Origin of the sequence: Rossellomorea aquimaris (assembly GCF_020172085.1) — a bacterium.
GTDB classification, from domain to species: domain Bacteria; phylum Bacillota; class Bacilli; order Bacillales; family Bacillaceae_B; genus Rossellomorea; species Rossellomorea aquimaris_E.
This window is the reverse complement of the sequence record NZ_JAIVAT010000005.1, coordinates 46,620-65,638: the sequence shown is the minus strand read 5'-3', so window position 1 is coordinate 65,638 and position 19,019 is coordinate 46,620. Positions and strand designations below refer to the sequence as shown.

At 40.6% G+C, this 19,019-nt stretch carries 20 protein-coding genes, 1 pseudogene and 1 riboswitch; of the genes and pseudogenes, 15 read left to right on the top strand and 6 right to left on the bottom strand.

What is annotated here, in order from left to right:
- The first annotated feature begins 174 nt into the window (after window positions 1–174).
- The 8 genes from LCL96_RS10560 to ptsP all read left to right on the top strand — a co-directional run bounded on the left by LCL96_RS10560 (window position 175) and on the right by ptsP (window position 7,719).
- Complete coding sequence (locus LCL96_RS10560; RefSeq protein WP_224941441.1) at window positions 175–1,113, top strand: AAA family ATPase; 939 nt, start codon at window positions 175–177, stop codon at window positions 1,111–1,113.
- Window positions 1,113–2,306 (top strand): DUF58 domain-containing protein, encoded by a 1,194-nt coding sequence (locus LCL96_RS23600; RefSeq protein WP_224941440.1) that lies wholly within the window; start codon window positions 1,113–1,115, stop codon window positions 2,304–2,306. The genes LCL96_RS10560 and LCL96_RS23600 overlap by 1 nt, the downstream gene beginning before the upstream one ends.
- Window positions 2,276–3,541 carry a hypothetical protein gene (locus LCL96_RS10550; protein WP_224941439.1) on the top strand — a complete coding sequence of 422 codons (1,266 nt, stop codon included), beginning with the start codon at window positions 2,276–2,278 and terminating at the stop codon, window positions 3,539–3,541. The genes LCL96_RS23600 and LCL96_RS10550 overlap by 31 nt, the downstream gene beginning before the upstream one ends.
- A 101-nt stretch (window positions 3,542–3,642) precedes the next feature.
- The gene (locus tag LCL96_RS10545; protein WP_224941438.1) at window positions 3,643–4,257 is read left to right on the top strand and encodes an ATP-binding cassette domain-containing protein; all 615 of its coding nucleotides are present in this window, start codon (window positions 3,643–3,645) and stop codon (window positions 4,255–4,257) included.
- 11 nt (window positions 4,258–4,268) lie between these two features.
- Complete coding sequence (locus LCL96_RS10540) at window positions 4,269–5,063, top strand: ABC transporter permease (RefSeq protein ID WP_224941437.1); 795 nt, start codon at window positions 4,269–4,271, stop codon at window positions 5,061–5,063.
- An 84-nt stretch (window positions 5,064–5,147) separates the two neighbouring features.
- The gene (locus LCL96_RS10535) at window positions 5,148–5,411 is read left to right on the top strand and encodes a hypothetical protein (RefSeq protein WP_224941436.1); all 264 of its coding nucleotides are present in this window, start codon (window positions 5,148–5,150) and stop codon (window positions 5,409–5,411) included.
- A 320-nt stretch (window positions 5,412–5,731) separates the two neighbouring features.
- Complete coding sequence (locus LCL96_RS10530; protein WP_034756145.1) at window positions 5,732–5,998, top strand: phosphocarrier protein HPr; 267 nt, start codon at window positions 5,732–5,734, stop codon at window positions 5,996–5,998.
- Window positions 5,998–7,719 carry a phosphoenolpyruvate--protein phosphotransferase gene (gene ptsP, locus LCL96_RS10525; protein WP_224941435.1) on the top strand — a complete coding sequence of 574 codons (1,722 nt, stop codon included), beginning with the start codon at window positions 5,998–6,000 and terminating at the stop codon, window positions 7,717–7,719. The genes LCL96_RS10530 and ptsP overlap by 1 nt, the downstream gene beginning before the upstream one ends.
- Before the next feature lie 170 nt (window positions 7,720–7,889).
- On the opposite strand, the gene LCL96_RS10520 is transcribed toward ptsP, so the two are convergent.
- The gene (locus tag LCL96_RS10520; protein ID WP_224941434.1) at window positions 7,890–8,552 is read right to left on the bottom strand and encodes a GNAT family N-acetyltransferase; all 663 of its coding nucleotides are present in this window, start codon (window positions 8,550–8,552) and stop codon (window positions 7,890–7,892) included.
- Window positions 8,553–8,939: 387 nt separating this feature from the next.
- Here LCL96_RS10520 and LCL96_RS10515 point away from each other — a divergent pair, with 387 nt between their 5' ends.
- Window positions 8,940–9,116: a hypothetical protein gene (locus LCL96_RS10515; RefSeq protein WP_224941433.1), complete on the top strand. Its 177-nt coding sequence runs from the start codon at window positions 8,940–8,942 to the stop codon at window positions 9,114–9,116.
- Window positions 9,117–9,159: 43 nt separating this feature from the next.
- Here LCL96_RS10515 and LCL96_RS10510 read toward each other — a convergent pair whose 3' ends face one another.
- Window positions 9,160–10,311: an aminotransferase A gene (locus tag LCL96_RS10510; RefSeq protein WP_224941432.1), complete on the bottom strand. Its 1,152-nt coding sequence runs from the start codon at window positions 10,309–10,311 to the stop codon at window positions 9,160–9,162.
- Window positions 10,312–10,440: 129 nt separating this feature from the next.
- On the opposite strand from LCL96_RS10510, the gene corA reads away from it, so the two are divergent.
- On the top strand, window positions 10,441–11,436 hold the full coding sequence (corA, locus tag LCL96_RS10505) for a magnesium/cobalt transporter CorA (protein ID WP_224941431.1): 996 nt from the start codon (window positions 10,441–10,443) through the stop codon (window positions 11,434–11,436).
- A 49-nt stretch (window positions 11,437–11,485) separates the two neighbouring features.
- On the opposite strand, the pseudogene LCL96_RS10500 reads toward corA, so the two are convergent.
- Window positions 11,486–12,058 (bottom strand): annotated as a pseudogene (locus LCL96_RS10500) (HD domain-containing protein).
- 185 nt (window positions 12,059–12,243) lie between these two features.
- A riboswitch (PreQ1 riboswitch) is annotated at window positions 12,244–12,288 on the top strand.
- 125 nt (window positions 12,289–12,413) lie between these two features.
- Between LCL96_RS10500 and queC the strand changes: the two are divergent.
- From queC to queE, 3 genes are read left to right on the top strand one after another with little or no spacing between them, the layout of a single operon-like run.
- Window positions 12,414–13,079, top strand: a complete 666-nt coding sequence (gene queC, locus LCL96_RS10495; RefSeq protein ID WP_224941430.1) for a 7-cyano-7-deazaguanine synthase QueC — start codon at window positions 12,414–12,416, stop codon at window positions 13,077–13,079.
- Window positions 13,076–13,510: a 6-carboxytetrahydropterin synthase QueD gene (queD, locus tag LCL96_RS10490; RefSeq protein WP_224941429.1), complete on the top strand. Its 435-nt coding sequence runs from the start codon at window positions 13,076–13,078 to the stop codon at window positions 13,508–13,510. The genes queC and queD overlap by 4 nt, the downstream gene beginning before the upstream one ends.
- Window positions 13,507–14,229: a 7-carboxy-7-deazaguanine synthase QueE gene (gene queE / locus LCL96_RS10485; RefSeq protein ID WP_224941428.1), complete on the top strand. Its 723-nt coding sequence runs from the start codon at window positions 13,507–13,509 to the stop codon at window positions 14,227–14,229. The genes queD and queE overlap by 4 nt, the downstream gene beginning before the upstream one ends.
- Window positions 14,230–14,282: 53 nt before the next feature.
- Here the strand turns inward: queE and LCL96_RS10480 are convergent, their stop codons facing one another.
- The gene (locus tag LCL96_RS10480) at window positions 14,283–14,477 is read right to left on the bottom strand and encodes a hypothetical protein (protein WP_224941427.1); all 195 of its coding nucleotides are present in this window, start codon (window positions 14,475–14,477) and stop codon (window positions 14,283–14,285) included.
- A gap of 176 nt (window positions 14,478–14,653) precedes the next feature.
- On the opposite strand from LCL96_RS10480, the gene LCL96_RS10475 reads away from it, so the two are divergent.
- The gene (locus tag LCL96_RS10475; RefSeq protein ID WP_318246417.1) at window positions 14,654–15,556 is read left to right on the top strand and encodes a chemotaxis protein; all 903 of its coding nucleotides are present in this window, start codon (window positions 14,654–14,656) and stop codon (window positions 15,554–15,556) included.
- Window positions 15,557–15,633: 77 nt separating this feature from the next.
- Here LCL96_RS10475 and LCL96_RS10470 read toward each other — a convergent pair whose 3' ends face one another.
- Together LCL96_RS10470 and LCL96_RS23705 are read right to left on the bottom strand one after the other, a co-directional pair.
- Window positions 15,634–16,101 carry a YkyB family protein gene (locus LCL96_RS10470; RefSeq protein ID WP_224941425.1) on the bottom strand — a complete coding sequence of 156 codons (468 nt, stop codon included), beginning with the start codon at window positions 16,099–16,101 and terminating at the stop codon, window positions 15,634–15,636.
- 193 nt (window positions 16,102–16,294) lie between these two features.
- Window positions 16,295–16,582 carry a hypothetical protein gene (locus LCL96_RS23705; RefSeq protein ID WP_412103568.1) on the bottom strand — a complete coding sequence of 96 codons (288 nt, stop codon included), beginning with the start codon at window positions 16,580–16,582 and terminating at the stop codon, window positions 16,295–16,297.
- Window positions 16,583–16,796: 214 nt separating this feature from the next.
- Here LCL96_RS23705 and LCL96_RS10465 point away from each other — a divergent pair, with 214 nt between their 5' ends.
- Window positions 16,797–18,884 carry an EAL domain-containing protein gene (locus tag LCL96_RS10465; protein ID WP_224941424.1) on the top strand — a complete coding sequence of 696 codons (2,088 nt, stop codon included), beginning with the start codon at window positions 16,797–16,799 and terminating at the stop codon, window positions 18,882–18,884.
- Window positions 18,885–19,019: the final 135 nt, after the last annotated feature.

Here is a 19,019-nt window from a genome sequence, read left to right as displayed (position 1 = left end):
AGGATGACGAGTTGTATATAATAGAAAAAACCGATCACTAACCAATATGGCAGAGTGATCGGTTTTTTTATAAAAAAGGGATAAATTTACAAAGAATTATGGTAAGATAAGAAAAAGATATTGTTAGAAAATTTAATCAAATTGTAAAATGAATGTAAAATAGGGGGAAAAAGAATGAATGGACTGGATTTGATAAAGAAAGAAATGAATAAAGTGTTAGTGGGAAAAGATAAAGAGATTGACCTCTTGATGATTGCCTTACTTCAAGAAGGACATGTTCTCCTTGAGAGTGTGCCGGGAACGGGTAAGACTTTGCTCGCCAAAACATTCAGTCAATGCATTGAAGGAGCTTTCAAAAGAATTCAATTTACACCAGACGTGTTACCCAGTGATGTAACGGGTATACAGTTTTTCAATCCTAAAACGCAAGAATTTGAACTAAGAACGGGACCTGTTGTCACGAACGTTTTACTGGCAGATGAAATTAACAGGGCCACACCAAGAACCCAGGCCAGTCTACTGGAAGTGATGGAAGAAAGGCAGATTACTATAGACGGAGAAACCGTTCCGTTATCCCCCCCTTTCATCGTGGTGGCGACCCAGAATCCCATTGAATCTCAGCAGGGGACATTTCCGCTGCCGGCTGCGCAGTTGGATCGCTTCTTGTTGAAGATTCCGTTTACATATCCGTCCTTCGAAGAAGAGAGAGGAATATTGAACCGCTTTAAAGCGGAGGAACCGCTGAATACAGTGAAAAAAGTAATGGGAATGGATGAACTGCAATCACTGACCCGACTTGTCAAAGAAGTGCACGTATCAGGGGATATTGAAACGTATATCCTTCAAATTACGAGGGGCACACGGGAACATGAATGGGTGGAAGTAGGTGCAAGTCCACGTGCCAGCCTAGCACTTCTTAAGGCTGCCCAAGCGCAGGCATTTATTGAAGGCAGGGATTTTGTTAGGCCGCAGGATATTGCAGCGGTTGCCCCATATGTTTTGCAGCATCGCATCCAATTAACGATAGAGTCTTCCTTAACGAGAACAACAGAGGAAGTCATTGAACAAATAGTTCAAATGGCCATTACACCTGTTGAAGCGGGGCAAGCTTAGTGAAGTGGAAACGAGACATAGTTGAAGATCCATATATATCCATGACTCTAGTTCTTCTTGTCATTGTCGGATCCGCAAGTTTTTATGTGCAATCCTTTGTTGGGTTTGGCATATTTTTATTGATGATCCTTTATTTCAGGGTACATCAATGGTATCTATTAAACGTTGGTGAAGGTGTGACCATCGGAAGAACCATGAGAAGAATAAGGCTGCATTGTGATGAGGAGCAAAAGTGGGAATTTCAGATTCAGAATAAAGGGATGTCCATATGGGGGGCGACGTTAAAAATCACGTTTAAAGATATTGTCATTCCGACCATGCATCCATATACATCAGACGTGGGTGACAGTATTGAAGTTTCCATCCCTTTTTCGCTCCGTAAAGACGATAAAGGAACCATTTCTATACCGGTTATGGGAAAGAGGAGGGGCTTATGCAAGGTTACTAAAATGCAGTTGGAAATCCCTCACTTATTCGGAAGCGGAAAAGTAATCCTGGATTTACTTGATCATGTCCCATCGACCATCATTGTATTTCCTGCGAATTCCCCTGTTAAAATGGCAGAACAACAGCTTACTTGGAGACAGGGGGATGTGCCAATCCAACATTCATTATTTCATGATGTGTTTCATCAAGTTGGTACCAGGGACTATATTCAAGGCGATCGGTTCCAGGACGTTCATTGGAAAGCAACGGCCCGTACTGGAAGCCTTCAAACAAAGATCTATGCGCCTTCCACCCAGAAAGAGTGGATGATAGCCATTAATATTTCCGATCGCTACGCCATCACAAATCATCTGGAAGATTTGATTAAATATACATCATTCATGATGCAGCTTGCGGTTGAACAAAACATTTCGTTCTCCCTTGTGTTAAACGTGAGATCCCAAGGCCGGACACCGTATTATTACCTCCCGCCGGGATCAGGAAGGGCTCACAGGCAAAGGGGCATGGAGCTCCTTTCTACTCTATCGACAGATGAGTTTACGATACCTTTCCATATTGTACTCAAACATTTATATCTACGACAATTAGTGCCTTCCGTCTTTATCGTAGGAGGTGTCATTGAGAAGAGAGAAGAAGCTTTGTTAATGAATATTGAGAAACAGAAAATACAAGTTTATAAGTTGAACATAGAACAAAAACAAGGAGTCGTCACATTATGGAATCGTTCGTTGAAAGTCCCTTCCTGACCAAACATAAACAAATGCTCCTGGTGAAATTGGGGATGTTGGTGGGAGTTGATGTTTTATTCGCCCTGTTGGCCATCACATTCCTATATCCGAAAGACGTAATCCTAAGCAGTTATATTCCGGCACTTTGTATGGTTTTTGTCATCGTACTGTCCTTTACCGCATTTGGCATGATGAAACAATCTATGAAAAAACTATTGCTGGTGGCTCTTTTACTTTCTCTATGCTTTAGTATCTTTTTCTTCTCTGCTTCATGGTGGGTGATTTTATCTATACTGACTTTTTTACATTGGAGGATCACATCTTTTATTGAGAGTAATGAAGCAGCCATCGAAGTGAGTAGCGGATCAGTACTGATATTTTTATTTATTGCATCGGCATCATTATTAACCGGCCCAATGAGAGATATGGAAAATACGTATATCATCTACTGCCTGTTGTTTGTCTTATTTTCAATGATCATCACGTTGACCCCTATTCAAAGGATGATCACCGATGTGAAACGAGGAAATGAAAAAGTGCTTTTGAAACCAATGGGGCTTTGGGTGTTAGTTGCAATAGCGGGAGGCCTACTTGCATTTGTAAGCTTCTTGGGAAGCAGAGTGCTCTACTGGGGGGCGGAAAAAGGATTCTGGCTAGTTTCATTCATGGTGAATCCAATATTTGAACAATTGATCAAACTAAGAGATATGATTATGAACATGTTTTCGGATGATGCCCAAAAGGGGACGGGAAGTGAAGTTCAAAAGCAAGCAATTGATCAAAGTCAGGCTTTAGATCCTAGCCAAGGATTATCCTTTTCTTGGTTGAACGAGGTACTGTTGGGTTTATTGGTCTTATTTGTGATCATTTACTTGGTAAAGAAACGAAAAGCGTCCCTTTATTTGTCGGATAGTGAGGTACATTCTACTACCATGACAACCCAAAAAATCTTGACTCCTGTTGAAGAGGATGAAAAAGCGGGTATCTCTTATTCCAAAGCAAGAGATGTAATCCGCCTATCGATGGAAAAGCTGGAAGAGGAATCCCTTATGAGTGAAGCAGGAAGATATCCGAATGAAAATGTTCAATTGTGGTTCAATAGAATCGGGCTCAGTGGAACGGAACGATTTTTTTCTATTTATGAACGGGTAAGATATGGTCAATTCATACCCGCTCAGGATGAAGTCGATTACTTTACGGAAAAGATAAAGATTTACAGGGATAAGTTAAAAGAAAGAATGGCAAAAGAATAGAACAATAGAAGAAGCTGATGAATACAGGAATGGTCATCCTGTCATCAGCTTCTTTAATTTTTTCTCCCTATGGGTATGATAAAGATGAGGAGGTGTTGTTCATGTTATTTGAATTAAGGGACGTGCATTTTAAAGATATCTTACATATTGACAGTATGGAAATTTCCGAACACATAACAACCTGCCTGGTCGGGGAAAGTGGTGCCGGAAAGTCCACTCTATTGAAACTATTGAATAAAATGAATATACCCGATAGGGGACATGTTCTTTATAAGGGGAAACCGTTACAGGATGTCGATTCCGTCATGCACAGGAGAGAAGCCGTCATGATTTCTCAAACCCCTCTATTATTCGGTGCAACAGTAGAGGAAAATCTTCAAAAAGGCCTTGTATTCTCAGAGAAGCCCCTGGCAGGGAGAGAGGATCTCATCAATATATTAAAGGTCGTTAAACTCGATAAACCTCTGGATACCCCTTCAGATCAGCTCTCAGGCGGAGAAAGACAAAGGTTGTCCCTAGGCCGCGTATTATTGATGGAGGCGGTCGTCTATTTATTGGATGAGCCCACATCGGCTCTTGACGAAGAAACAGAAATCGAAGTGATGAAAAGCTTTATTGAGTGTGCAAAAGGGCATGGTGGAACCATCATTATGGTGACTCATTCTACTAATGTGGCTGAGCAATATGGGGAAGATATCATTACGATTTCAAAATAAGGGAGGAGGGAATGAAATTGGAAAAAGGAATCATTGATATTGAATTATGGAGATTCATAGCAGCCTATGCATTTGTTCTTCTCTTACTGTTCATCGTGAAATGGCGAGGGGTGTCAAGGGAAAAACAAATCATACTCGCTTCCTTTCGGATGACAATTCAATTGATTATCGCCGGGTACATACTTACATATATTTTTGATCATCCCAGCCCGCTGCTTACCTTGAGTATCATCTTGATAATGGAGGCTTTTGCCATTATGAATGTCTTTAAGCAGGTTAGGTATGGAATGGATATAAAACTGAAGGGGGTTGCCGCGTTCTCTTTATTCATAGGGACGCTTGCTTGCCTTTTTTACTTTAATATGGTCGTTATCCATTTTTCTCCATGGTATGAGCCGAGATACTTCATTCCTATTGCAGGGATGATTGTTGGGAATTCGATGACGGGTATTACACTCGGCATCAATACTCTATTAGGAGGACTAAAAGACCATAGAGAGAAAGTTGAGGGAGCTTTGATGCTGGGGGCAACCCCGAAAGCAGCCTCCAAGACCTATGTCGATAACGCTTTTGATTCTGCGATCCTTCCTACTCTTAATAATATGCTCGGAATGGGTATCATTTTTTTACCGGGGATGATGACTGGTCAGATTCTTTCGGGAATTAGTCCCCTGGTGGCCATTGAATATCAGATCGCCATCTTATTAGGCATTGTTGGAAGTGTCGCACTCACTGTAATCCTGTTCATCCTGCTGGGGTATAAGCAATTGTTTACAAAGGAAGCGCAATTGAATATTCAGCCATGATTGTTACAGAGCTACCCGTTCTAATCTAGTTTTTCCGTCATATGATAGAAAAAGGAAAGATTGCTTGGAAGGGGAGAGTACCATATGAAATATGAAACAGAACAGGCCCTGAGAGTAAAGAGCCTGGCTATGGATGTAATGGAAGAGTTGATGAAAGGTGATAGTAACAAAAGCGTCCAAGAATTGAAGCAGCTCTCAGAATTGTTTTCCCGCTGTATATGTGATTTGGTGAATGTGTATACTAACACCTCGGAAGATCACGAAATGACCTTGAAAGGAACCGTAATCAAGGCGAAAATCGGCTATAACCTCATGAAGGCAAAATCCCACACGGTAGAAAAAGAATAGTATTGATATAAAGAAACTGACTCATACTAATGATTCCATCGCATGTGTGTGATGGAGTCTAAGATGGTCGGTTTTTTCTTTAGTGCATGACAGGAAAACCTCATATTTTACATAATTAGGGTCATAACAGTGGCAAATTTATGAAATACTAAAAAAATCAAGCTTTACAATTGTGTATATCCTCATTGCATGCTATTCTTTTTTATTGAACAGCTTTATAGGAACAATGGATTAATCACTAGAAATAGTTGACGTTTTCTTCATAATCCATTACTTTTATGAAGCAACCAAAAACAAGATAATTGAAGGAGTCGATTCACATGGCACAAAAAACATTTACAGTTACAGCTGAAACAGGAATTCACGCTCGCCCGGCAACTCTATTAGTTCAAACGGCAAGCAAATTCGACAGCGATGTACATCTAGAATACAAAGAAAAGAAAGTAAACTTAAAATCAATCATGGGTGTTATGTCTTTAGGTGTTGGTAAAGGTGCAGAAATCACAATCATTACTGAAGGTAGCGACGAAGAAGAAGCGTTAAACAGCTTGCAAGAAACATTGAACAAAGAAGGTTTAGCTGAGTAATGTCGAGTCTGTTAAAAGGAATTGCGGCATCAAATGGCATTGCCATTGCGAAAGCGTATCGTTTGGTTGAACCTGACTTAAGCTTTGAAAAGAAAAGCGTAGCCAATGCTGAAGAGGAAGTGACACGCTTCCAGGAAGCCATTGCGACGTCAAAATCAGAGCTTGAAGCGATCCGTGATAAAGCTAGAGAAGATTTAGGTGAAGATAAAGCTCAAATCTTTGAAGCGCATCTTCTTGTCTTAAGCGATCCAGAACTACTGACACCAATCGAAGACAAAGTTAAATCAGAAAATGTAAACGCTGAATTTGCACTTAAAGAAACAGCGGATATGTTCGTTTCCATGTTCGAATCCATGGACAATGAGTACATGAAAGAACGCGCAGCGGATATCCGTGATGTGACGAAACGCGTCCTTTCACATCTCCTGGGCGTACAGATTGCCAATCCAAGCATGGTAACAGAAGAAGTGATTGTGATTGCTGAGGATCTAACTCCTTCAGACACGGCACAATTGAACCGCGAATTCGTTAAAGGATTTACAACAGATATCGGTGGAAGAACTTCACACTCGGCCATCATGGCCCGTTCAATGGAGATTCCAGCGGTAGTGGGTACTAAATCCATTACGTCCTCTGTTGAAAATGGTGATATGATCATCGTTGACGGATTAAATGGGGAAGTACATATTAATCCGACACCGGAAGTCATCGAACAGTATAAGAAAGAACATGCCCGATATGAAGAACAAAAAGCTGAATGGGCAAAGCTTGTAAACGAACCGACCGTTTCCAAGGATGGGGAGCATGTTGAACTGGCTGCCAATATTGGGACACCGAAGGACCTAGAAGGAGTCATAAATCACGGTGGAGAAGGTGTAGGACTGTATCGTACAGAATTCCTATATATGGGTCGTGACGAGTTACCGTCTGAAGACGAACAATACGAAGCATATAAAGCTGTATTAGAAGGCATGGACGGGAAGCCTGTCGTGGTACGTACTCTTGACATCGGCGGGGATAAGGAGCTACCTTACTTAAATCTGCCAAAAGAAATGAATCCGTTCCTAGGATACCGTGCGATCCGTCTTTGTTTAGATGAGCAGGATATCTTCCGTACCCAGCTCAGAGCGTTATTAAAGGCAAGCCCGTTCGGAAACCTTAAGATCATGTTCCCGATGATTTCAAATCTCCAAGAATTCAGGGACGCGAAAGCCATCCTTGAAGAAGAGAAAAATGCTCTTCTTGAAAACGGAACAAACGTGGCGGATCATATTGAAGTTGGAATCATGGTTGAAATCCCTTCGACTGCTGTCATGGCGGATGTTTTCGCCAAGGAAGTTGATTTCTTCTCGATTGGAACCAATGATCTGATTCAGTATACAATGGCTGCCGACCGCATGAACGAGCGTGTTTCCTACTTATATCAACCGTACAATCCTGCCATCTTACGTTTGGTGAAAATGGTGATTGACGCGGCTCATAAAGAAGGAAAATGGGCTGGTATGTGTGGAGAAATGGCTGGCGATGAGATCGCTGTTCCAATCCTTCTCGGCTTAGGTTTGGATGAGTTCTCCATGAGTGCTACTTCCATCCTGCGTGCACGTTCTCAAATCCGTCAGTTGGACCGTGCTCAAATGAAAGAGCTGGCTGAACAAGCACTGCAACTTGACACCAATGATGCGGTTATTTCACTCGTAAAAAAAGCAACATCAATGGAATAAATAAAGTTTAGATGGAGGAAATGAGGGTATTGTACTTATGAAGAATAAGGACAAGGCACACCCTTTGGGCCTTTTATTCTCATTTCCCCCTTTTTCGTGGATTGAAGGAGCTGATTGTTCTTTCAATCCTTTTTTTAATGATAAAAAGAGAAAATAGATGGTTTCACCGATCATTTAAAAGGGTTTTTCCATTCCATCAAAATGCCGTAATCGCACGATTCCTCGTCTTCAAGATAGCCCTTGATTGCTCGCAAGGGTATGCGACCCGTTTGCAATAGAAACGTGATGACAGGGTCTTTGTATTCACCGCACGTCAGTTTCTTGATATATTCTTCAATCGGGATGGTTTTGGCCACTTTATGATAAGTGGGAATGCGACCGCCACCCAGTAAGCGGTCCAATTGTAAATGGACGACAATTTCATACATGGCATCCATCAGTACCTTCCCTAACTTAAATCCCCTGTAGTCAGGTTCGATGCATAAATCCACGACATATAAAGTATTTCCATTGTTATTATGATTTCTAATAAACCCGTGATCGGTCATTTCTTCCCATGTATGATGGGGATCTGAAGGATTGAAATCCACAATCAGACTCGTCATGCTACCCACCACTTTTCCGTCCACTTCCACACAAATAGATCCTAATGGGAAATGTAATACATGCTGGATAAGCTGATCCTTACTCCACCATAGATCTGAGGGGAAAGGTGGGGGAAATGCTTTTTTTTGGATTGAAATCAGGGCATCAAAATCATCTTCCGTATAATTTCTGATAACGGCTTTGTGTATATGGTCATCCTTGAAGACATACTGTTCTTTCATATACATAGCAAAACCTCTTTTCCCAGGATTCCCTCGTTTATTATACTTCATGAAAGCGCTTTTTTAAAGTGTTTTACTAAAATAACTTTTTGGCACTAATCAAAAAACAATCACAAATTTAAGGGTAATATCATTTTTAAAAAAGTTTATAAAAAAAGAATAAAAAATGGTTTATCAATCAGAAAAGCGGGTATTCTATAACTAAGCATGAAATTGGAGATTAATTTCTCACTAACACCCCCTTTTCCTTTTTTTGAACTAACTCAGTTATCTGTGTTGGTTCTTTTTTTGTCTAAAATATGTCCTATGAATAGTACATCAGCTGAAGTCGGATAATAATTATATGCTGAGCTGACAAAGGTTCAGCACAACAGATGAAGGGGTGAATGGATAATGGCCAAAAGGACAAATAAAAATGATCCACAACAAAAAAATAAAAAAGGATTCGATTCTTCAAAAATCAATGAGGAATTTGCCCACGAAATAGGAAGCGCGGCTACAAATAAAATTCACAAAGACAAAGCTAAAAAAGAAAAAGCATCAAAAAACAATGGTGAATATAAAGATTAATATAGAAGAGGGACGGACCTTGAAACAAGGTCCGTCCCTCTCATTATGATTGGATAAAGGATTGAATCCGGTTGAGTCCTTCTTTCAGTTGATCCATGGAGCAGGCATAGGATAGGCGGAAGAATCCCTCACCAAGTGGGGAAAAGGCGCCTCCCGGAACCACAGCCACTTTTTTCTCCTGGGCAAGGGCCAGGGAGAATTCGAATGAGTTCAATGGGATGTTGTCAGGGATTTTCACAAAGAAATAGAAAGCACCATGGGGTTTTACCAATCCCTTAAAGCCCATTTCCACTAGTCGATCATATACGTAGTCCCTTCGTTTCTTGTATTCGGACTTCATCTCGAATGCATCGTCTTTCCCGGCCGTTAGAGCTTCATAGGCAGCCTTTTGAGAGATGGAGGATGCACAGGATACATTGTATTGGTGTACTTTCAAAAGATGTTTGGAAATGGACTCAGGAGCAAAGATAAGGCCAATCCGCCATCCTGTCATGCTATGGGACTTTGATAAACCGTTCACCACGATGGTTTGTTCTCTTAAATATTCAGCAATGGAATAGTGAGGCTCGTCAAAGGTTAGTTCACTATAAATTTCATCAGCCAATACAAAGATGTCACGACTCTTAAGGAGATCCGCGATCTCTTTCAGTTCTTCCTTAGTTAAGCTGACCCCCGTTGGATTAGAGGGATAAGGAAGGATGATGCATTTGGTGGATGGGGTTAAATGTGCCTCGATGAGAGCGGCATCCAATTTGAATTCGTTTTGCGTAATATCAATATGGACCGGATTTGCTCCACATAATTTGATGATAGGCTCGTATCCCGGATATACGGGCCCTGGAAGGAGACAATCGTCTCCTCTGCATAAAATCGTCCGAAGAATCACATCGATTCCCTGGGATGCACCATTTGTGACAATGACCTCTGTCAAAGGGTCATATTGCAATCGATATTTCTCTTTAACGAATGAACAAGCTGCCTTGCGTAACTCGAGAAATCCTGCGTTGTGCGTATAAGAAGTGAAATTATCATCAATGGCTGCTTTCCCTGCATCCTTAATATGTTGTGGGGTAGGAAAGTCAGGCTGGCCGATTGTAAGGGAAATCATGCCGTCGATATCGGCCACCATGTTGAAAAATTTTCGTATACCTGAAATTTGGATGTCCCTAACCAGGGGATTGATATGCTGTTCCAATATGTACACCTACTTTAGTAATTTGATTCATATTTTAACACTAATTCATACTTTTCTATAAGGGTTTTGTTTGAAGGAAGGAGAAAAAGGGAATTGATAAATTGAAATAAGTCAGGTAGGGAGATCCATATGATACGAACAAGTGTAATCATGGAAAATGGGGAAATACAAAGTGATGTTCCCTTATCAAGAATAAAAGAAAAAGACGTAAAATGGTACTGGGTGGATTTTTCTGAGCCTACAGGGAAGGATGTACGGTTACTTAAACTGTATTTTCGATTTCATCCCCTCGCAATAGAGGATTGTTTGGACGATTTCAGTCAACGTCCAAAGCTCGATTTCTATGATCAATACATATTTGTCCTTATGCACGGAGTCAATCCAAAAAGCCTTGATTCCCATGAAGTAAATATGTTCGTGAATTCGAGGTTTATCGTGACGTTTCATAAAGAGCCTGTCCAAGCGATAAATCAATTATGGGGGAAAATGAAGGAAGAAGGGGAACAGCTGAGTCCCTTTAAGATCATGCATGGAATTGTAGACCGACTTGTGGATGATTACTTCCCCCTTGTCTATAAGATTGAAGATCGCCTCAATACGACCGAGGATAATACAAATGAAGAAGCCGACAGTGACCTTATGGATGAATTATTCGATATTCGTCACGATATGTCAAAACTCAGGAGAACCCTTGTACCGATGAGGGATCTTTTATACCGGATCAGTAACTCCGGAAGGTTAAATTCATTGAAGGAAGAACAATTATATTTCAATGATGTATATGATCATTTGATCAAACTGGTAGAAATGCTTGAGTCTTACAGGGAATTTTCATCCGATATACGTGATAATTACCTTTCAATCAATTCGGATAAAATGAATAACATCATGATGACCCTGACAGTCATCACGACGATCTTCATGCCCCTTACGTTTATTGCAGGGTTATACGGAATGAACTTTGTCTACATGCCTGAACTGGATGAGCGAAGTGGGTATTTTATCGTTCTCATGGTCATGGGGATTATCGCACTCATTATGTTCGGTTTCTTTATGAAAATAGGGTGGCTCAGATTCGGCACAAAAAGGCGCAAAAAGCGTAGAAGGCTGCTTCGTCTGAAATAATCAATAATAATCAGGTATTCCATGTGGAATACCTGATTATTATTGATAACTATTCCTTCAGAAGCCATCCTTTTTCAATGCCCATTCCAACCCATTCATTTATCTGTGAATAAATTGTAGGGGAGGCAGCCTTTATCCATTCATTTCGGTTTAACACCTGGTGAGCATAAATGTTATGCTCCATCCATGATTTTCCTTCAGTAGAAATATTCAAGAGAAGAGGCTGAATATGGTCAATGATTGATGCATAAAGAGCTTCATTTGTTTTACCCTCCTCGAATTCCTCCCATAGAGACCTATATTTGGTTCTTGCTCCTTCAGGGAGGAGTCCAAAGATTCTCTCGGCAGCACGTACTTCCCTTTCATGCTTGTCCTAATACCCATTTACATCAAAAGCGTACGTATCTCCTGCATCGATTTCCACAATATCATGTAGAAGCAGCATCTGAATGGATGTGAACAGATCTGTTTCGTTTTTTCGTTCAAACACTTCAAATAAGGTCATGGCCATCACACATACATGCCAGGAATGCTCGCCGCTATTTTCTCTTCGGCTCCCATCGCTTACGTACGTTCGGCGCTCGATTGTTTTCAGTTTATCCACTTCTTTGATGAATTTCATCATTTCTTCCAGCATGGTGTACCCTCCAAGAATTTGTATTTCTTTTTATTATGGGGAGGGATTGTGATTTCTGCAACTGTTCCATGATTGCCATCATATAAATTTGGTTCAAAATGTAGATTTTTTTGTGAAAAAACGTTATATTGGTTGAGGACAATAGAAGAAGAATTGGGATAAATGACGATTCCCGAGAGGTTCTAGCACAACCCTCTATAAAAAACTAAGGAAAACGACATCCTTAGGTGTCGTTATTTTTTGTTAGTGGCGGTTTTAATGCCGGAATTATAGAGTCTTACAGAATCTCTTTCTTCTTTTCATGGCAAAAGAGCCTGTAGAAAAGAAAGGAGAGCCATATATGAACACAGAAAAAGCGTTAGTGGTTTTCAGCGGAGGTCAAGATAGCACCACGTGTTTATTTTGGGCAAAGAAAGCATTTAAAGAAGTAGAAGCTGTGACATTTAACTATGGTCAGAGACATGTTGCGGAACTGGACTGTGCACGAGAGATTGCAGAGGATCTGAATGTGCCTCACCATGTATTGGATATGAGTTTATTGAATCAACTGGCACCGAGTGCATTGACAAGAGTGGATGAAGATATTACCCAAAAAGACGGGGAATTACCTTCGACCTTTGTTCCAGGAAGGAACCTATTATTCTTGTCATTCGCAGGGATTCTGGCAAAGCAGATCGGAGCGAAACATATCGTAACGGGTGTATGTGAAACGGATTTTAGCGGCTATCCTGACTGCAGGGACATTTTCGTAAAATCCTTGAATGTATCTCTCAATCTTTCTATGGATGAGCAATTTGTGATTCATACACCGCTTATGTGGATCAATAAGGCACAGACGTGGGAAATGGCCGACAATTTAGGAGCTTTTCAATATATTCAGGACAATACCCTTACGTGCTATAACGGACTGAAAGGCAGCGGTTGTGGCGAATGTCCAGCATGTGAACTTAGACAAAAGGGACTTGAGGAATATGTGAATGATAAAAAAGGAGGAGAGGGCCTATGATTCAACAGATTTATCCTACTCCTGACCATCACTATGAGTTTGAATTAAACAAAGACATGCATTTTGCAGCGGCTCACCATATTCCACATGTTGATGCAGGAAGTTGCCAAAATGTTCATGGACATACGTACTTTGCCAATATTACCATCGGTGGGGACCAGCTCGATGACTCTGGATTCCTCATTAATTTTCAACACATAAAAAAACTGATTCACAAACGATTCGATCACACCCTGATCAATGAGGATGATATGTTTACCTCCAATTCAGGCATGGAATTTCCTACAACTGAAGTGATGGCAAAAGTCATGTGGGAAATCATTCAGTCGCATTTAGACACGCTTCCTCATCAGCCAAAGTGTCTTCAGGTGTTTTTAAGAGAGACTCCCACAAGTTATGTCATATACAGACCAAAGGGGAATCGATCATGAAGAAAATTCCCGTTCTTGAAGTGTTCGGCCCTACCATTCAAGGGGAGGGAATGGTCATCGGCCAAAAAACGATGTTTGTCCGGACTGCCGGTTGTGATTACAGCTGTGCCTGGTGTGATTCAGCCTTTACATGGGATGGATCTGCAAAAGAGGACATAGAACTTTTGTCTGCTGAAGATGTGTGGAGTAGACTAAAGGACATTGGTGGAAATCGTTTTTCACATGTAACGATTTCCGGTGGGAACCCTGCCCTATTAGCCAACCTGAAGGAGCTTATCGACATATTAAGTGAAAATGGTATTGAATCTGCTCTTGAAACTCAAGGAAGCAGATGGCAGGATTGGTTTTATGATATTAGTGACCTTACCCTCTCTCCGAAACCGCCAAGTTCGGGGATGGATACCGACTATGAGAAGCTTGACCTGATCGTTAATCGATTATCTGAGAATTCTTCACAGTTCAGCTTAAAAGTGGTTGTCTTTAATGATCGTGATCTGGAATATGCCACAGGCATCCATCATCGATATCCACATGTCCCTTTCTATATCCAAACAGGAAATCCTTCAGTTTCTGAAGGGGATACGGACAAGCTGGTATCTGATTTGCTCTTGGATTATGAAACACTTATTGAAAAAGTATGTGAAAGAGAAGAATTAAATAATGTACGCGTCCTGCCTCAGCTCCATACTCTTGTATGGGGGAATAAGCGGGGGGTATAGATAGAAAAGCGATTGATAGGAACATGATCAATCGCTTTTTTTAATTTGTATAATCAAGAACGTGAATCATCATTGCTTTGATTACGGCTTTTTTGCCCTTCTATATAGGAAAGTTCATCAGGTTCATCTTTACCGTCCGCGTTCTTTCCAAGAGCAATCACGGGCATGGTGTTCTGTGCAGGGAGAATGTGGTCAGTAATATCGTTAAAATCAGGCATGCTCTTATTTTCAACATTTCTTCGATCCATTATTTTAACACCTCCTATATTTAGTATGTATAGGTGTGGCGATAATAATCAATGAGAATCATTTACCGCAAAGTATCATGGAATAGAGTGGATTTTTTCATATGTTCCTGTAAAGAAGTTGGGTAAATGTTCGATATAAAAAGGGATGGCAATAATGTATGGAAGGAAGAAGTCAATTGAAACAATCAAATGGAATACTTCTAGAGAGTGGAACAAATGAACTCGAGATTGTTGAATTCGAGGTTGGACATAATAAATTCGGAATCAATGTGATAAAAGTAAAGGAAATCATTCAGCCGACGACGGTTATTCCGATTCCCCATTCACATCCCCATGTTAAGGGAATCGTTCAATTGAGGGGAGAGGTTTTACCGGTTGTGGATATGGCAAGAGTGCTTGGAGTGGCAGAAGAAGAAACGTCAAAGTCCAAATACATAGTAGCTGAATTCAACCAACAGAAAGTCATTTTTCATGTTCATAACGTTACCCAGATTCACCGAATTTCGTGGAACCAAATCGAAAAGCCTTCCGAAATGTATTCAGGAGTGCATTCAGGAATCATAGGAGTGATTAAACGGAACGAATCCATGATCCTTTTGCTGGATTTTGAGAGTATCATGCTTGAGATCAATCCTGAAACAGGAATTAGAGTAGATCAAGTGAAAAAATTAGGTCCCAGGGAGAGAATGAACAAGAGAATTGTTGCAGCAGAGGATTCTCCCTTACTTCGGAAGCTCCTTCATGACACCCTAAAGGAAGCGGGTTATGAAGATGTGGAGTTTTTTGAAAATGGGGCAGATGCATTTCAATATTTAGAAACACTTGCTGAGGGAAATAAAGGCGTAAAGGAAAGTGTACAACTTGTTTTGACAGATATTGAAATGCCACAAATGGATGGCCATCACTTGACCAAGCGAATTAAGAACCATCCCAAGCTTAAGACGCTGCCCGTCATTATTTTCTCTTCTCTGATCACCAATGATTTAAAACATAAAGGTGAGATGGTGGGAGCGGAAGATCAAATCAGCAAACCAGAAATTGCGGAGCTCATCTTAAAGATTGATCAGTATATTCTCTAAGGATAGAATAAAGGGTTCTGACAAATGTCAAAACCCTTTAAAGAATATACGCGTTACTGTACTAAAATCATAGGGTGTTAAAAGAAGCTGTCGCCCAACTTTTTAAAAACGGGCTTTTGATACTGGCTTTTTCCTGTCTTTCGTATCTGGTCAGAATGATCCGACATTCCTGTATATTTCTCCAGGATTCCTTTTGCCTGCTGTAAACTCATTTTGCATTTAGGATTCCTTGATTGTTGATCGAGTGATCCAAGGTGGGGAAGCTCTTTGAAATCTTCCTTTGTTGGTGGAAGATGAAACGTATATTCTCCACAATCAACCAAAACGTCAGACTGTTGCTGGCTATTCTTTGGGTTTCTAGAGAAGTGGAGTCCAACTTTCTTTGCCTTACCTTCCCGGATCATCTTCATTAAGGCTCGTTTTTTTAAAGAATATAAGTATTTTGGGTTACCTGCTGTTTTCGCATGACGATTCACAGTGAAAATAGCTTGAGAGAGGGTAATGACGGATGTGGAAGAAGGGGTGGATTTACTAGTGTTTCTCAAGTTATTGGCTCCTTTCTAATGTATTCATTCCCATTATAACCCCTTTTCCTTAGATTGGAAAGGTACCGTGGGGAGTTTATCATTTTGGATATAGATTGTTGATTGTAGGTAATTCTGTAGCTTTAGAGGGATAGAGAAGGATAACAACAAAGAGGCTCTACCTAATACAAGCAGAATTAGGCGAGCCTTTTGATTATTTTCCGGGGTATATATTAATATTCTCCGTAAGGTTATACGGTGATGATTGAAAATTGTTACCTCCATAGGGTTGTGGATATCCAGGATAAGGATACCCTCCATAAGGCGGATAAGGTGGGTAGCATGCAGGACCATAACATGGTCTGTTAAAAAGTAATGGACTGATGGCCAATCCCGCTAAGCCACCGGCTAAGAATGGTAGTCCGAAGAATGGGAAGAAGCGCTGATCGCCTCCTCTAAAGGGTTGATAGCTTCTGTATGGGTAATATGCGTGTCGATACATAATCGTAAAAAACCTCCTCTCTCTATATTTAGTCTATGGATTATGATTAACCTGTGCGCCTGTCTCATATATATTGGGCGGTGAAAAGGACGAGGGAAGAATGGGGGTAGAACGAATATTCTTACAAGAATGTAGGATTATCTTGGATGAATGAGTAAAATGGAGTCAGTGCATGATTCTTATAAATTCATAAGCATAGAAGGATGACGAATCCATGAAATGGACAGAAAGAAATACCATTAATCAAGACCGGAAGTTCCTGGACAGGGTATTGAAGGAAATAATATTAGATCATATTCACGACATGGTTTTCATAATGAAAGTAGAAGACGGAAGAAGATTTAAATATGTATATGTAAATGAGTCTGCCAAACGTTATACATCGATCCGTCAGGAGGATATGGGACGTTTTCTTGAGGAAGTGATTCCGGGAGAAATGGCTGATGACTTAATGAAGAAATATGTGGAATTGGTGGAGACAGGGAAAAGGATCAGCTATCAGGATGTATATAATGTGAATGGGAATAGTGTGATAAATGAGTCCATCCTTACTCCAATCAAGACTGAACAGGGTCAAATAGAGTATGTTATTTCGATCACGAGGGATATTACACCCTCAATGGAAGAAAAGAAACATTTGTTAAGGGCGAAGGAACGATACAAATCGATCATCGAACATAATTTGGATGCCATATTCATACTTGACTCAAATGGGTTCATCACCGATTCCAATGGAGCAGGAAGCTCACTGACTGGCTATGCAAAAGAAACACTCGTCAATATGGAGTTATTTGACTTGTTCCATCCTCAAAATAAGGCGCTGTTAACCGAGTATCTTTATAAAACGTTACAGGGTAATCCCTCTTCGATCGATCATTGTCTGCTTATGAATGAAACGGGTGAGGATAAAATAACACAATTGAAAATGGTACCCATCGTGGTAGATGAAAAGTGTGATGGTTGCTATATCATCGTGAAAGATATCACGGCCAATCATATGCAAAATGAAATGATTCATTATATGGCTATGCATGATCAATTGACTGGTCTTTGGAATCGAAAGGCACTGGATGAACATATCCCCTTAATCATTCACAATATGGAAGAAAGAGGAGTTGAACTTTCTTTATTATATCTGGATATAGATCGGTTCAAATTTGTGAATGACACGCTTGGCTTGAAGGGGGGAGACCACCTTCTTAGAAGAATCACCGAGCGCCTGATGACCCTTACGAATGAAGACTGCTTACTATATAGGCAGGGAGGAGATGAATTTCTCTTCCTATTGAAGAATAGTAGTTTTGACGATACAAAAACGAAGGCAAAAGAAATCCTGTCTTTGTTCATCGACCCTTTTACAGTAAAGAACCAGGAGTTTTACATTTCTCCTTCCATTGGTATAAGCCGCTATCCTGCAGATGGATATGACTCGAACTCACTCATCCAAAAAGCAGCACAGGCATTGTTTGAGGTGAAAGAAAAGGGGAGGGCACATTACCTTTTCTACCAAACGCACATGAAATCAAGTTTTCCAAACCATATAATTATGGAATCCCACTTGAGAAAAGCAATAGAGAAAGAAGAGTTGTTCATCCATTATCAGCCTCAGGTCAATTTATCAACCGGAACGATTGACAGTTTTGAAGCTTTGATCAGATGGAATAATCGAAAGTTTGGATTCGTGTCACCAGCTCAGTTCATCCCACTTGCAGAAGAAACCGGTTTGATTCACCAAATTGGCGAATGGGTACTTGAGCAGGTGTGTATACAATTACAAAAGTGGAGAAACAAAGGGTACAGGTCGGTACGCGTGGCAATCAACATTTCGCCCAAACAATTCCTTCATGAGCATTTAGTGGACACGATCGATTTCTACTTATCAACCTATTCAATACCTGCTTCCTGTATAGAGATTGAAATTACTGAGGGAGCCATGCAAGACACACAGCAAACGTTAAAAATGCTGAAAAAACTTAAAAACCTGGGAATATTCATATCGGTGGACGACTTTGGGACGGGTTACTCTTCACTCCATTATTTGAAACGGTTCCCGATTGACATATTAAAGATCGATCAGTCTTTCGTTAAGGAGATCGGCATGAACCAGAAGGACTCTGCCATTACGACCACCATTATTCACCTTGCCCATAGCCTGGGGCTTGAGGTTATTGCCGAAGGAGTCGAGCGTGAGGGGCAGGTCGACTTTTTGAAGGAAGCGAAATGCCAGAAGGCACAGGGGTATTTCTTTAGTAAACCGATAGGGCCGAAAGAAATCGAACAGCAGCAATTTGTTCTTATGTGATGATGTTGAGAGCTCTCGGGATATTCTTACATCCTGAATGACCAGAGATGATCCTGCTAATTGTTTGACAGAATGATTCCTATGACTTATTTTAAAGTGAGGAGAGTTATAGGTTCATAGATGGAATGCGTAAGC